The sequence below is a fragment of the Corynebacterium lizhenjunii genome (assembly GCF_011038655.2).
Classification (GTDB): Bacteria; Actinomycetota; Actinomycetes; order Mycobacteriales; family Mycobacteriaceae; genus Corynebacterium; species Corynebacterium lizhenjunii.
The window spans coordinates 2442171-2455650 of the sequence record NZ_CP064954.1; the positions used below are offsets into that span (position 1 = coordinate 2442171).

Here is a 13480-nt window from a genome sequence, read left to right on the forward strand (position 1 = left end):
GAGATTACTGGAAAATTAAAGTGGTCACTGTTCTCAAACTCTCTGGTCGTAAACCTACCGTTAGGGTCTCACTCTATCAGCTCTAGGAGCTTTTCGCGCAGAATTTCAAGTCTTTCATCGACTTCTGTGATGGGCGAGCCCAAAGGCTGTAATGAATAATAGGTAATCCCCGTTTCATCTTCGAATGACTCGAAATCTATCGCTTTCATCTCCCGATGCTCGTCTATGAGAATGTTCGAAGGTGACACATCAAGCCATACAATTCCTGCATCTTTCAAAGCGTCAACCAGACGCCGCACACGCACACAAATATCAGGAATATCATCTCGGCCGCAGGTTTTGACAAAGTCATGCAGAGTCTGAAACCCGATAGGCGCTTCCAGAAGTAAATACATCGACTCATTGGAAATGCCGTGCCACAGCAGCTCAGGAAGAAGATCACCTCCCGCTTTTGTATACGCTTTGATCTCACTTTCGCCCAAACACCATGAGTCGTGGCCGAGCTCAGATTTAACGGCATTCTTCCTAAACTCCTTGAGAACTATTGGGCGGAATTCTCTTGAAGTTCCAATGGGTACCCCTCGTGCAAAACCTTCATAGACCGCCCCTTTGGCCCCCTGGCGAAGGCTGGCCGTAATTATAAGGTCGACCCCCTCCTTTTTCAACTCTGCGAACGGATTTCCAACTGGAGTATGCCCGCATAAGGGGTCCTGGACTGGAGAAGGAACACCGCTGCCGATAGATCGAGTCATTGGTTCAGTACGCGCCGCCCATCTATAGCTCAAGGTGCCACTCTGTGGGACACGGAGGTCTGTAGGTGGACAAGGTCCAGTAAATCCGACCAAAAGTTGTGTCAGATACCGGACTTCTGCTAGCAATCTATCTGCAGATGAGACATATATAGTCACTGCCTTACCCACCTGTGTAACCCCGTAATAACCCGCGTTCAATCGCTCACAAAATTGTGCAGAATTGCAAATTTTGAACTCTACACCTCGCCCGTTGTACGAACGGAGCAAAATTTGCTTACCGCGGTCGAAGTCAACAGCCGAGAAGTTTACGTGAATCTTAAATCCCGCCGGCCCATCGAGGCTTTTGCCGGTATTATAGAATTCCCAGCAATCCTCGGTGCTATCAGAGAGTTTCAGAATTCCATCAGGACGAGACATCCCTGTCACGTACTTGATCCTCCATCTTCTCGCAGGCCTTTAGGGTTGAATAACAGTGGTGAAACATCGTCGCCAGGGTGCCAGGATGGCTAAAGCCCAGCTCCCTAAATGTCAGGGCCCATTTGGAGACTGGGGGTCGGAATCTACTGTGGAAGGCCAGAACAACGAATTCGTAATACGCGGCCCAGAACTCTGCGTCGAGCTCACTGCTGGAGTATCCAGAGATCGTCTCCCAATGTTGCTTCATAGGATCAGGCAGTACATCCACAGAGATCGGGGAACTCCCGCCAAAATAGTCAAGACTAACCATTTCCCGCATAGCTAGCTGCCACAGTGGAAAGGACTACTGGTATGCCCTCCAGACAGGGCCACATTCATCTCCTCCGCATTCCACCCCATTGCCAACAATGCATTTCCGTCGCGATGCAGGATTGCCCGAGCAAACTCCTCCGATACACCCGCCTCCTCAAGAGTGGCAGCAGGGTTGTCATAGAATTGTGCCACCAGAGCAAGGTCGGCTTTCATACGGTCGACGAAGGTCTTGTCCAAAACAGCTTGCATTTCAGTTTCTCCTCAAGTAAAGGGTTAAGGAACGGCACACCCCACATAAATTAGGGTGTGTGCTGCAGTTCACAGTATAGTCGTGGATATCGGTTGTCAAGCGATTTATTGCCAGTCGTCTTGATTGGGGTTTGGGGTCGGGGACGGCGGGACATCGGCAGACTAGGTGGTACCTGGGGCACCTGCAGGGGCATCGGCCCAGTGCAGCAGCTGCCAATGGCCAAAAGGCTGACCAGCAGGTTCCATGGCCACCACGCCGCAGTTGGGCATATAGTTCTCAAAGGCCCACTGAGGGTCCAGGCCGCAGGCGTGGGTGGCCACCACGCGCATGACGGCGCCGTGGCTAAAGACAATGGTGTCGCGCTGGCCACGCGCCGCGGCTTCCAGCACGGGGCGGTAGCGCGCCAGAATCTGCTCCAGCTTCTCCCCACCAGGCAAGGCAGCCTCAGGATCGCCGCGCAACCACCCGCGCAGAGCCTCCAAATACAACTGGTAGGTGTCCTGTGCACCGGACATCTCCAACTGCCCGGCAAAGACTTCCTGCAGGCCAGGGGTGGGATCTATCGGCACGGAGTGTGCTGCCAGACCGCGCTGGGCCTCAAATTCGCGCATGGCCGCCATCGCGGTTTGTTGGGTGCGGATGGCCACGGAGCTCAGCACCCGCGGGTGCTCACCCACCAGCCCGGCCAGCTGCGCGCCGACCGCGATGGCCTGCTCGCGCCCCAGTGGGGTCAGTTCCGCACCGGGCGGGCGCGTATCCATTAAGCCCTCAAGATTAGAAAAGGTTTGGCCGTGGCGAACAAGGAATATGCGCATACCGCCCTAGTTTAGGCGCAGTGCCCGTCGCGGACCCGGGCCAGCCAGTCATCGGCAGCCCTTAGCCTGCCCAGGTCCCGCGGGGCAGTGCCCAACTCGCTGGCAGAGGGCCAAGAGCCCACAAAGACCAGCTCCTCGGCACGCAGCCACAGCGCACGCAGGGCCTCGGCCACGGGGGCATCATCAATATGGCCCACCAGGTCGGCGTAAAAGCGGTAGGCACCAAACTCCCGGCGCGTGGGACGCGACTCAATACGCTTCATGTCCACCCCGCGGTGGGCGAACTCCTGCAATGCACCTACCAGGCTGCCCGGCTCATTGGGCAGGGTAAAGACCACGGAGGTGGTGTCATTGCCGGTGCGCGGCGTGGGCACACCGGGCGGGCCCACCAGAATAAAGCGGGTCTGGGCGTGGGCATTATCCGCCACCCCGCGGGCGTGCACCTGCAGCCCATTGAGCTGCGCGGCGCGCTCCGGGGCGGCAGCACAATCGGCCCTGCCAGCGGCTACCATCTCCGCAGCGGCGGCATTCGACGGCGCGGCAATAAACTCTGTCCCAGGCAGGTGCTCTTCCACCCAGCCGCGAATCTGCTGGTAGGCCACCGGGTGCGTGGCCAGGGTGCGCACCCGCGCCAGGTCTGCGCCGGGGCGAGTCATAATCGCAAAGGCCACATCCAGGTGCACCTCCTGGTAGACCTGCACGCGCTGGGTGGGACCGCCTTCTACCAGGGCGTCAAAGGTGGCGGTCACGGCACCATCCACGGAATTTTCGATGGCCACCACCGCCAGGTCCGCTTGCCCGGCGCGCACAGCGGCCAGGGCGTGCGACGGCGAGGCCACTGGCAGCCCAGTGATGTCCCCCAGCTCGAAGCGCAGCAGCGCAGCCTCTGTAAACGTCCCCTGCGGCCCCAGGTAGGCAACGGTCTTTTGCATAACAGCACCCTAGCACCCGCGCGGCTGCCCTCCCTAAGCAAGCTCCGGCTGCTGGTGCCTTATGCTAGTGCTCTATGACTCACCCTGTCTCTGCCCAGTCTGCCACTCTGTCTGCCGCCCAGTCTGCCGATGCCCCCTCCCTGTACCACCTGCGCAGCCTCCTGCCTGGCATGTCTCCCCAGGAACATGGTTTTACCTATATAGATCTGGACCGGCCAACGGTGGGGTCCGGCCGTCTAGATGGGTGGCTGCTCTCAGTGAAGGATTTGACGGATGTGGCGGGTATGCCCACCACGCTGGGCTCTGTGCACCGGGCATACGTCGCAGAGGTGACGGACCCGTTCATTGCAGCGCTAGAGGAACAGGGCGCGCAAATTGTGGGCAAGTCCGCTGCACCAGAGTTGGGCTTGCGGGTAGATACCGAACCGGTGGGCCTGCCCCACCCGGATAATCCACTATGGCCAGGGCGTACCCCGGGAGGATCATCCGGCGGAGCAGCGGTGCAAGTGGCACGCGGGCTGCTACGCGCAGCCCATGCCAGCGACGGCGGTGGCTCCATACGCGTACCCGCCGCTGCCTGCGGAGTGGTCGGCTTTAAACCAGCCGGCGAACAGCTCAGCGTCCCCGGGTTCATCACCCGCACGGTTGCCGATGCCGCCTTCTTGCACAACCTGGACTTACCCGCGGTGCGTACCCCGGGGCGCATCGGCATGCTCAGCACCCCCTTGTTTGCCCGCACGGAGGTGGCCGCACCCATGCGTTATGCCTTAGAGCAGGCGCGCGCGGTGCTGGAATCCCGCGGCTATGAGGTTTTAGACGTAGAACCATATCCCCAGGCAGCAGAGACTTTTGAGGCTTTCCGCCGCCTATTTAGCGCACATCTAGCAGACCTTCCTGATGCCCGCGGCTACGCGGCATGGGTGCGCGAAATGGGCCGCGAAGTCACCCCAGAGCAGTTGGCGCACGCCCGCGCACACGCCGCGCAGTTGCCGGAGTTGTTAGCCGCACACTGGCACGTCGATGCCATATTGACCCCCATGTTGGCCTTCGACCCACCACCGCGCGGGCACTTCCTGTCCCTGCCGCACGCAGAGAACTTCGCAGAGCAAACCCGCTGGTCCCCGTGGGGCTCGCTGTTTAATGTCGCGCGCCTGCCCGCCATCAGCCTGCCGTGGCACCTGCGCACGCGCCCGCAGCCGGTGGGTCTGCAGCTGGGCGCGATTACCCTCAGCGAACCACAACTGCTGGCCCTGGCCCAGGAGTTGCACCCGTGATGCCCACCGTGCCTACGCCGGCCTCCACGCCCGCACCCACATCTGCCCCGCAGCAGCGCCGCCGCTGGTTAGCGGAGATTGCCATTGTCCTGGCGGTGACGTTTGGTATGTCCGGAGTGCGCTCAGCACTGCGCCTCCTCGACGCCCTCACCCGCCCCGAGTCCCTGTCCAGCCAGCAGGTCACCCTCAACTCTTCCCAGGCGCATTCCGCCTGGTTAGACGCAGCTTTGCAGCTGTGTTCTGCCGGGGTACTCTTCGCCTGGGGTGCCTTGGCGCTGTTCCTGCTGGCAGGCGACGGCATCCGCCCCCGAAAGCCTCAGCTTGCCGATGCCCCCTTAGGCCTCTTCTTCGCCGCCCTCATTGGCCTGCCCGGTCTGGCGTTGTATGTTTTTGCCCTACACCACGGCTGGAGCAAGGAAGTCATCCCTGCCGATTTTGCCCACCCATGGGTCCAGGTGCCCGCACTGCTGACCTGGTCCGCGGCCAACGCCTTTGCCGAAGAATTCGTGGTGGTGTTGTGGCTGCTGCACCGCCTGCGGGGGTTGGGAGCGGCACCGGCGGTAGCCGTGGGGACATCGGCAGTGTTACGCGGTACCTACCACCTCTACCAGGGAGTTTCCGCCGGGCTGGGAAACCTGGCCATGGGCGTCATCTTTGCCTACTTCTACCAACGCACCGGGCGGATTTGGCCCCTGGTGTTAGCACACTTTCTTATCGATGCCGTCGCGTTTGTGGGCTACGCCCTCCTGGGCGATGTCCTCGCGGATCTAAGATGGCTGGGGCTCTAGACAGTCTAGCAACGGCTATCCAAACTCCGGGGCGCATTACAGTGACTTCTGTGCTGCCGTGTACGCCAGCAACAACCGGCTCTTGGCCTTTGAGTCCGCCCAACCGTGAATATCTGACAATTTGGCCGCCAGCACACGCTTCGCGGTCTGCTCAAAGGTCAGCGTGCGGATGGCGCAATCCGCATGGTGCGCTGTCACGAGTTCCTTGAAGAAGGTGGCTCGCTGCTCCCGCCCGATGTCAAGATAAGGATGGGTCAGTAAAGCAAGCTCGTCCAAGGCCCGGCAGCTGTTTCCGCCGTGTTCCCAATCGACGATAACGAAACTTTCTCCCGTTAGAAGTATATTTCCCGGATGCAGGTCACCGTGGGAGACCGCCGGGCAAGAGCATAGCCGTTCGCACTCTCGAGCATATTCCGTTCGCACTGCGGGGGAAAGGGTTTCCACGTGACGCGACCTTCTTTCTTGCAATGCATTGAAAACACGGTGCTGATTAAGGAGATCCCCATGGTGTTCAGGGGAGGCGGCATCAAGCGGAATTCCGTCGATGAATTCGCACTCAATTCGGGTCTCATCCCAGCGGAGGATACGAGGGTGCGGCAGGTCAGAATCTGTCTGCGTCTCCACGGCGGTAGGAATGATCTGATCCGCGGGTGGCGCATAGGTTAGCTCCAGCCATGCAGGACTATCGGCTCCTAGCCTGACAACGCGTCGGGCATATTTGTCTGTGGGGCCTTCTTGAATCAGGGGAACCGACAACCTCAACTTCGTGGCGAGAATAATTACCACAGGGAGCAGGACACATACCATCTGCACCGTCATACGCGTGATAATCTCCGACGTCTCGGGTTCGCCCACCACAATGAGCACGTTGACAAGGGAAGAGACTACTCCGGAGAGTATTCCAGTTATAGATAGCCAGCGGGCCCGCCACCGAGAAGCAGGCAAGGTCTGCACAGCTAGGGTGGTAAACAGCGGCCGGTACACCCCTTTTGTTATCCCCATGACGACTGCGCCCACGAGGATTACTAGCAGCTGGCCGCTGTTGATGAAGATGAGGGATGCCAGCGCACCTGCGATAAGAAAAGTAAGCGTGGCAAGGAGTCCGTACTTTTCGCTCATCCGACGAGCCCGCGTGCCCAAGCCAAGCGATGATAATAGATTTGTTACCACGAGAACGCCGGCCACGGTCCACAACTCGTTGATTCCGGGGATGCTCACGTCAGCGACCACGATTTGCAGGCTGCGGTTGATCAACTGGTTAACAGATTCGAACTCACCACTGGCCAGGGTAATAGCCACGACAGCCAAACCCCAGGAAAGCGTGGGCGAAATCCTCCAAGATCCAGTGAGATTTACGTTGTGCGCATCCGTTTGCGATTCTGCTGGCTGGTGACTAGTCACATTTATCGTCGCGATCAAACAACCGGCTGCAGCTAAAAGTAGCGCCTGAACAACAAATAGCAATATGGGCGACACCAAATACAGGCCGACTCCCACGAGGAAAAGACCGCTGGTGAAGAGGTAGAACCGTCGATTGAGTTCGTAAATCTCAGCCTTAAACGAGTCCTTCGCGATGTCCAGCAGCAAAACCATGTCTGCTCCTGACATCAATGCTCCTGCAAGGCCAATCAGGACCAGATACACCAAAAATCCACTGAATCCGCCACAGGCAGCGGCTATGAACGCCAACGCAAATAGGCCGAGTCCGACCGCATAAGGGATACGGGGGTGGGACTTGTCACTCCAAAACGATAGCGGGAAGTCGATGACCGTGGAGAGCAATCCCTGGATAGCCATGCCCCCCAGGTAGAGCGATACTCCAACTTCGGGCTGTTGGCTCCACCAAATCGGCAGCACTGGCATGGTGAGCGCGGTCGACTTAAGGTAATAAGCGAGACGATACCGGTGCAGAAAAGTCGAATTCACTGGGGACAAATTACCTTTCCACGGCACCTAACACAGTTGAGACTGTTCCATATGACCCGCAACCTGGAGGGTGACGCCCCTCACGGTACCGGCTTACATGTGGAAGGCTAGCACACGCGGTCACGGCTTGGATTAGATTTAACAATTCATTGGTGCACTGCACGTGTAGATCTTGAACACTGGCGGTAAGGTGTAGCGCATGAATGAACACGGACGTGACCCAAGGCGGGAGCACCGCCGCGCTGGCGATGACTCCACCCCCACGTCCGGCCGCTACGTCCTGGGGGCGGACGGAAAACCCCTTACCGATCGCTACGGCCGCCCTGTTCTGCGCCGCGATGCCTCCCGCCCGGGTGCGAACCAGCCGCGGGCCAACCAGCCTCGGGCCAACCAACCGCGCAGCAACCAACCGCGCATTAACCGGGGCGAGCGTCCCCGGCAGCAGTTTGGGCCCACGGCAGGGCAGCATCCCCCAGCGCAAGCGCAACCGACCTACCGCACCCAAAGCGACCGGTCCGCGCAGCCACAATTCCAGCAGCATGCGCAGCCGCAATACCAGCAGCCTGTACAACCACAGTTCCAGCAACAGCCTGTACAGCAGGCTCCGGCGTACTACACGCCAGCGCCCCAACCCCAAGGAGGAGGCCAGCGCAGTAGCGCGCGCCGCGGCCGGCCGCACCGGCATGTACGCAAGTCCAATCCGGTCAAGTCCGCACTGGGATGCCTGGGCTTCGTGGTGGTCGCAGCCTTGGTGCTCACGCTGGCGTTTGCGTTGTGGACGGACTCGAAACTCACCCGCATCGACGCATTTCCAGATCTGCGGGTAGAGCAGACTCGCGGCACCAACTGGTTGCTGGTGGGCTCAGACTCCCGCGTGGGCTTAAGCGAGGAAGAACAGATGGAGCTTGGCACCGGCGGCGACGTCGGCGCGGGGCGTACTGATACCATCATGCTGCTGCACATCTCCCCGCAGCGCGAAGCCAAGCTCGTGTCCCTGCCGCGTGACTCCTACGTAAATATCCCCGGCTTTGGCATGGACAAGATCAACGCCGCCTTTACCTATGGCGGCGCGCCGCTGCTGGTGCAGACGGTGGAAGAATGGTCCCAGCTGCGCATCGACCACTATGCAGAAATCGGCATGGGAGGCCTGGCCAACGTGGTCAACTCCGTAGGTGGGGTAGACATTTGCGTTAAAGAGCCGATGAATGATCCCCTCGCAGGTATCGACCTCCAGCCCGGCTGCCAGAACCTCCAGGGCCGCGACGCCCTGGGCTACGTACGCACCCGCGCCACCGCACTAGGAGACTTAGACCGTGTGGAGCGCCAGCGAGAATTCTTCTCCGCCCTACTGCACAAGGTCACCAACCCCACCACACTGATTAACCCATTCCGCACGGTCTCCCTGGTCAACAACACCGTGGATTCCTTCGTGGTGGGCCAACGCGACCACGTCTGGCACCTAGCGCTGGTGGCCCTGGCCATGGCAGACGGCGTAGAGACTGAAACAGTGCCCGTGGCAGGCTTTGCCGATACCCCCGTGGGCAACGTCGTGCTCTGGGACGACGCCGGTACTGCCGCACTGTGGGATTCCATGCGCTAGGGGGATTCCATGCGCTGACACGGGGCCTTGCCGGGGGTGGGCAATCGCTGGGCCTTAAGAGGGCATCGGCAAGCTACGGCAAAACCCACAACAGCCCAGTCCATGCGGACCGGGCTGCGGGAGGGGCACACCTAAACAGCAGCTAGCGCAAGGTCACCTGGCGGGACTTGATGTTTTCGAGCTGCTTGCGCTCATTGGCGCTGAGCTGAGCATCATTGGAAATCTCCGCTGCAAGCGCCTGGTCCACGCGGGCCAGCTCAGACTCATAAGAGTCATGAGCCACCTCCGGGCGCAGGTCAAAGACCGGAGCAATCAGACCGTGGGTGCGGAAGACGCCGGCGAACTTGGTGCCCTCGCCCAGGTTCAGCTCGCCGCGAGCAGCCACGCGGGCCAGGGCGGCCAGGAAAGCGGACTCATCATCATTGGGGCGCACCCAGCGGATGTGTGCCTTGCCGCCACCGGCGTTAGCCCAAAAAGCAGTGCCGGTAATGCCAGCCTCTACACCCACGCGGTGAGACTCAATGACGGAATCATTAGCCATCTGCAAAGACTGCGCCACCTGCGGGGTAATCTGCGCGCCCTCCGGCATCCACCACGCAAAGTCCTGGTGGACATCGATGTCCAGGACGGCGTCGGCCTCCAGCAGATCTGCCAAGGCAGGCTGGGAGCCATCCGCCACGGTGGAGGCCAGGGTGTCGCCCGGCTGGTGGTTCTTGACCCAATTCAGGGCAAATGCCAGGTCACGGCCGGGGTTGTGGGAGTGGGACTGGACCTGCAGGCCCACGAAGGCATCGCCGCCAAACTGCTCATCGCGAATCAACGCAGCAGACGCGCCCGGCAGGACGGTAGCCACATAAACATCACGGTCAAAGCCCTTAACAGCCAGTTTGGCCACCGCAGAAGGCACAAACTCCTGCAGCGCAACCAGCTGGGACTCGGCGGCCAGGCCGCCGTAGGGGCGCGGGTCCTTCTCTAGCGCCGCGCGCTCAGCCGCACGGGCAGCCAACTTCGCCTGGCGGCGGGACATGCCCTCTGGCAGCTGTTCGTTCTTCTTATTCTTCTTAGCCATAAGGCCTAAGAATACCTGTTGCGCTACCCGCCCAGAGCTTGCAGGGCCACTTCGGGCTCGTTGGTGGCCAAAATATCCACCCCTTGGGCTTGGGCCCAGGCCACGTCTTCAGGATCGTCCACCGTCCACAGGTAGGTGGGCAACCCTTGCTTGCCGATACCCCCTGGCCACAGCTTGGCACGCACCAGCGACATTCCTAGGCCCGAGGGGCGCGACAACATGACGTCATGCCGATTGAAACGGCGCTCCCAGTCGCGGCGCAAATAGATGCAATCCATGGCGGGCGCCAGAGTGAGCATGGTGCGCACGGCGCGGTGGGAAAAGGAAATCAGGTGAAAGTGGGGGTCGTCGAGCAGCCCGGCGTAGCGCAGCCGGAGGGCGACTTGTTCTTCGACTTCCGTACCAAAACAGCTGGGGTGCTTGGTCTCAATGTAGAGATGGCGGCCGGTGGGGGCCACCATCTCTATGAGCTCTTCGAGCAGCAATGGGTGTTGGACACCGTGCTCCTCATCCCCAATATCTGCGCCTCTTATGTCTGCCCAGTCCATGCGCGAGACCCGGCCGGAGATGTTGGAGGTGCGATCCATAGTGGAATCGTGGTGCACCACAAGCTTGCCGTCCTTGGTCATGCGCACGTCGCACTCGACGCCGTGAATGGGCAGTTCCAGGGCTTTTTCAAAGGCAAGTGGGGTTTGTTCCGGGTACTTTCCGTTGTATCCCCTATGGGCCACGATGTGCACTACTTGAAGATTTCCTTCTTAATCTCGTCGAGGGTGGTATAGGACTTGTCAAAGCGCTCCTGCTCATGGGCGTCTAGCGGCAACTCGATCACGCGGTTGATACCAGAGCGGTCAATGATGGCAGGGGTGCCAATGTAGACGTCTTTCTTACCATACTCGCCATCGAGGTAGGCCGACACCGGAAGGGCCACGGCCTGGTTTTGAATGATGGCGCGAGTAATGCGGGCCAAGCCCATGCCGATGCCATAGGACGTCGAGCCCTTGGCGTCGATGATCTCATAGGCGGCATCACGGGTCTTTTCAAAAATGAACTCGATGTGCGAGTTGTAGTCCGGGTCCTCCTCGCTGCGGCGGGACATGGGCACGCCGGCGATGTTGCCGGAAGAGACCACGGGCAGCTCCGAGTCGCCGTGTTCGCCCACGATGTAGGCGTGGACGGAGGTGGGGGCAACGTCTTCCATTTCCGCGAGCATATAGCGGTAGCGCGCGGAGTCGAGCACGGTGCCAGAGCCGATGACACGGCTTTGCGGCAGACCGGAGGCCTTCCATACTGCGTAGGTGAGCAGGTCCACCGGGTTGGAAGCCACCAAGAAGATGCCGTCGAAGCCATTGTCCATGACCTGGCCGACAATCGAGTTCATGATGGAAACGTTCTTATCCACCAATTGCAGGCGGGTCTCGCCAGGCTTTTGGGCCGCGCCCGCGCAGATGACCACCATGGCGGCGTCCGCGCAGTCTTCATAGGTGCCCATGGTCACCCGGGTGCGCGATGGTGCCCAGACAACCCCATGGTTGAGGTCCATGACGTTGCCCATGAGCTTCTTTTCATCAATATCAATGATCGCCAAGTGGTCGACGGTTCCCTGGTTGACCAGCGCGTAGGCATAAGCCACACCCACGTCCCCGGCCCCGATGAGGACTACCTTGTTTCCCACGAACTTGTTTCCCGCGAATCCGGACACTGTCACATCAGACATGGTCGCATCAGACATAGTTGCATCAGACATAGTTCTATTCTGCGCCCATTTTTCCGGTTCCGGTAGGGATTGTGCCCGTTTTCACCGCTTTTCCGGGCCCGTTCCGGGTGTTTTCTGGGGTTTCAGGGCGTTTTCACGGGACCAGGCCGGGCGACGACGCGACCAAATCCCACATAAACGGACATTAACCGCAGGCAACACCCGTGCTGTGGTGGGGGCAGTAACCACCAGGGTTCTTGTGCAGATATTGCTGGTGATCGTCCTCAGCCAAGTAGTAGGCGCCAGAGTCAGTATCACTGAGCAACACGACCTCCGTGGTGGTCTCCCCAAAGCCGTGCTCTTTGAGCTTGCCTGCATAGGAATCCACCAGCTCCTGGATCTCTGCACGTTCGGCCTCAGTTCGCGGGTAGAACGCGGAGCGGTACTGCGTACCCACGTCCGCGCCTTGGCGGAATCCCTGCGTGGGGTCATGGGCTTCTAGCGCTATAACCACCAGGTCCCGCAGGCTTACCTGTTGCGGGTCATAGACCACCTCGACTACCTCGGTGTGGTTTGTCGTGCCCTGGCAGACCTCGAAATAGGTGGGGTTAGGGGTGGCCCCTCCGGCGTAGCCTACCGATGTCGCCAGCACACCCGGGGTTTGCCAGTACAGCTTTTCCGCACCCCAGAAACAGCCGATGCCGATCAGTATCGACGCCTGCCCCTCCTCCCACGGTCCGGTAATCGGCGTGCCCAATACCGCGTGCGGCTGGGGGTGGGCCAGGATAGGTTCCGGGCGGCCGGGCAGGGTGTCTGCAGCGGGCAACAAACGGGGTTCGGGTTTATGTAGCCACATGGCTTGGCTCCTTACACGCTTTTCTGCAATTTACTGCAACTTTCTGCAGCTGAGACAGAAAAAGCAATTAATCATGGCGAAATTCTTGCATCGCGCCTATCATTGGGCAGCGTACTCAACGGTACCCAACGAAAGGATTTTAGCAATGGCAGTTTACGAACTTCCGGAACTTGACTACGCATACGATGCCCTGGAGCCGCACATCTCCGCAGAGATCATGGAGCTGCACCACTCCAAGCACCACGCCACCTACGTCGCCGGCGCTAACGCCGCACTGGAGGCACTGGAGGCAGAGCGTGCAGGCGACGCTAACCCGGACGCCATCCGCGCACTGTCCAAGAACCTGGCCTTCAACTTGGGTGGTCACACCAACCACTCCATCTTCTGGAAGAACCTCTCCCCCAATGGTGGCGGCGAGCCCACCGGCGAGCTGGCAGAGGCCATCAACCGGGACTTCGGTTCTTTTGACCAGTTCAAGGCCCACTTCTCCGCAGCCGCAACCGGCCTGCAGGGCTCCGGCTGGGCAGTGCTGGGCTACGACCATGTTGCTGGCCGCCTGGTCATCGAGCAGCTGACCGACCAGCAGGGCAACACCTCCATCAACCTGACCCCGCTGCTGATGCTGGACATGTGGGAGCACGCCTTCTACCTGCAGTACAAGAACGTCAAGGCTGATTACGTCAAGGCCGTGTGGAACGTCTTCAACTGGGAAGACGTGGCACAGCGCTTCGCCGCTGCTGCCAAGTAATTCGCCACTTCTCAAGGACGCCTCTTCGAGGGCGTCCTTTCATTT

13 protein-coding genes are annotated in these 13480 nt (G+C 60.0%); 4 read left to right on the forward strand and 9 right to left on the reverse strand.

The window, feature by feature from the left end; genetic code table 11:
• Window positions 1-68: 68 nt before the first annotated feature.
• The 4 genes from G7Y31_RS11100 to pheA all read right to left on the reverse strand — a co-directional run bounded on the left by G7Y31_RS11100 (window position 69) and on the right by pheA (window position 3478).
• Window positions 69-1169: a class III lanthionine synthetase LanKC N-terminal domain-containing protein gene (locus tag G7Y31_RS11100; protein ID WP_165010996.1), complete on the reverse strand. Its 1101-nt coding sequence runs from the start codon at window positions 1167-1169 to the stop codon at window positions 69-71.
• A gap of 321 nt (window positions 1170-1490) precedes the next feature.
• Window positions 1491-1730, reverse strand: coding sequence for a hypothetical protein (locus G7Y31_RS11105; RefSeq protein WP_165010994.1), 240 nt, complete (start codon window positions 1728-1730; stop codon window positions 1491-1493).
• A 162-nt stretch (window positions 1731-1892) separates the two neighbouring features.
• A complete protein-coding gene (locus tag G7Y31_RS11110) occupies window positions 1893-2546 on the reverse strand; it encodes a histidine phosphatase family protein (RefSeq protein ID WP_165010991.1) in 654 nt (217 codons plus the stop codon).
• An 11-nt stretch (window positions 2547-2557) separates the two neighbouring features.
• On the reverse strand, window positions 2558-3478 hold the full coding sequence (gene pheA, locus G7Y31_RS11115; RefSeq protein ID WP_165010989.1) for a prephenate dehydratase: 921 nt from the start codon (window positions 3476-3478) through the stop codon (window positions 2558-2560).
• Window positions 3479-3648: 170 nt separating this feature from the next.
• Between pheA and G7Y31_RS11120 the strand changes: the two genes are divergently transcribed.
• Both G7Y31_RS11120 and G7Y31_RS11125 read left to right on the forward strand, forming a co-directional pair.
• Window positions 3649-4752 (forward strand): amidase, encoded by a 1104-nt coding sequence (locus G7Y31_RS11120; protein WP_235923176.1) that lies wholly within the window; start codon window positions 3649-3651, stop codon window positions 4750-4752.
• Entirely contained in the window at window positions 4752-5540 is a 789-nt protein-coding gene (locus G7Y31_RS11125; protein WP_165010985.1) for a CPBP family intramembrane glutamic endopeptidase, read from the forward strand. The genes G7Y31_RS11120 and G7Y31_RS11125 overlap by 1 nt, the downstream gene beginning before the upstream one ends.
• A gap of 36 nt (window positions 5541-5576) precedes the next feature.
• Here the strand turns inward: G7Y31_RS11125 and G7Y31_RS11130 are convergent, their stop codons facing one another.
• Window positions 5577-7466 (reverse strand): MFS transporter, encoded by a 1890-nt coding sequence (locus G7Y31_RS11130; protein WP_165010983.1) that lies wholly within the window; start codon window positions 7464-7466, stop codon window positions 5577-5579.
• Window positions 7467-7665: 199 nt separating this feature from the next.
• Here G7Y31_RS11130 and G7Y31_RS11135 point away from each other — a divergent pair, with 199 nt between their 5' ends.
• Entirely contained in the window at window positions 7666-9066 is a 1401-nt protein-coding gene (locus G7Y31_RS11135; protein ID WP_165010981.1) for an LCP family protein, read from the forward strand.
• Between the two features lie 142 nt (window positions 9067-9208).
• Here the strand turns inward: G7Y31_RS11135 and G7Y31_RS11140 are convergent, their stop codons facing one another.
• The 4 genes from G7Y31_RS11140 to msrA all read right to left on the reverse strand — a co-directional run bounded on the left by G7Y31_RS11140 (window position 9209) and on the right by msrA (window position 12687).
• Window positions 9209-10135 carry a DUF5926 family protein gene (locus tag G7Y31_RS11140; RefSeq protein WP_165010979.1) on the reverse strand — a complete coding sequence of 309 codons (927 nt, stop codon included), beginning with the start codon at window positions 10133-10135 and terminating at the stop codon, window positions 9209-9211.
• A 23-nt stretch (window positions 10136-10158) separates the two neighbouring features.
• A complete protein-coding gene (locus G7Y31_RS11145; RefSeq protein ID WP_165010977.1) occupies window positions 10159-10875 on the reverse strand; it encodes a glycerophosphodiester phosphodiesterase family protein in 717 nt (238 codons plus the stop codon).
• Window positions 10875-11852, reverse strand: a complete 978-nt coding sequence (locus G7Y31_RS11150; RefSeq protein WP_165011011.1) for an L-lactate dehydrogenase — start codon at window positions 11850-11852, stop codon at window positions 10875-10877. Before G7Y31_RS11150 ends, G7Y31_RS11145 begins: the two co-directional genes overlap by 1 nt.
• Window positions 11853-12036: 184 nt before the next feature.
• Window positions 12037-12687 (reverse strand): peptide-methionine (S)-S-oxide reductase MsrA, encoded by a 651-nt coding sequence (gene msrA, locus G7Y31_RS11155; protein ID WP_165010975.1) that lies wholly within the window; start codon window positions 12685-12687, stop codon window positions 12037-12039.
• A 145-nt stretch (window positions 12688-12832) separates the two neighbouring features.
• Between msrA and G7Y31_RS11160 the strand changes: the two genes are divergently transcribed.
• Window positions 12833-13435, forward strand: a complete 603-nt coding sequence (locus G7Y31_RS11160) for a superoxide dismutase (RefSeq protein WP_165010973.1) — start codon at window positions 12833-12835, stop codon at window positions 13433-13435.
• Window positions 13436-13480 lie beyond the last annotated feature (45 nt).

What these genes read in the sequence shown, in the direction of transcription:
- G7Y31_RS11110 (WP_165010991.1), bottom strand. Translation starts at nt 2,546, where the DNA reads ATGCGCATATTCCTTGTTCGCCACGGCCAAACCTTTTCTAATCTTGAG.
- G7Y31_RS11120 (WP_235923176.1), top strand. Translation starts at nt 3,649, where the DNA reads ATGTCTCCCCAGGAACATGGTTTTACCTATATAGATCTGGACCGGCCA.
- G7Y31_RS11140 (WP_165010979.1), bottom strand. Translation starts at nt 10,135, where the DNA reads ATGGCTAAGAAGAATAAGAAGAACGAACAGCTGCCAGAGGGCATGTCC.
- G7Y31_RS11125 (WP_165010985.1), top strand. Translation starts at nt 4,752, where the DNA reads ATGCCCACCGTGCCTACGCCGGCCTCCACGCCCGCACCCACATCTGCC.
- pheA (WP_165010989.1), bottom strand. Translation starts at nt 3,478, where the DNA reads ATGCAAAAGACCGTTGCCTACCTGGGGCCGCAGGGGACGTTTACAGAG.
- G7Y31_RS11100 (WP_165010996.1), bottom strand. Translation starts at nt 1,169, where the DNA reads ATGTCTCGTCCTGATGGAATTCTGAAACTCTCTGATAGCACCGAGGAT.
- G7Y31_RS11135 (WP_165010981.1), top strand. Translation starts at nt 7,666, where the DNA reads ATGAATGAACACGGACGTGACCCAAGGCGGGAGCACCGCCGCGCTGGC.
- G7Y31_RS11105 (WP_165010994.1), bottom strand. Translation starts at nt 1,730, where the DNA reads ATGCAAGCTGTTTTGGACAAGACCTTCGTCGACCGTATGAAAGCCGAC.
- msrA (WP_165010975.1), bottom strand. Translation starts at nt 12,687, where the DNA reads ATGTGGCTACATAAACCCGAACCCCGTTTGTTGCCCGCTGCAGACACC.
- G7Y31_RS11150 (WP_165011011.1), bottom strand. Translation starts at nt 11,852, where the DNA reads ATGTCTGATGTGACAGTGTCCGGATTCGCGGGAAACAAGTTCGTGGGA.
- G7Y31_RS11160 (WP_165010973.1), top strand. Translation starts at nt 12,833, where the DNA reads ATGGCAGTTTACGAACTTCCGGAACTTGACTACGCATACGATGCCCTG.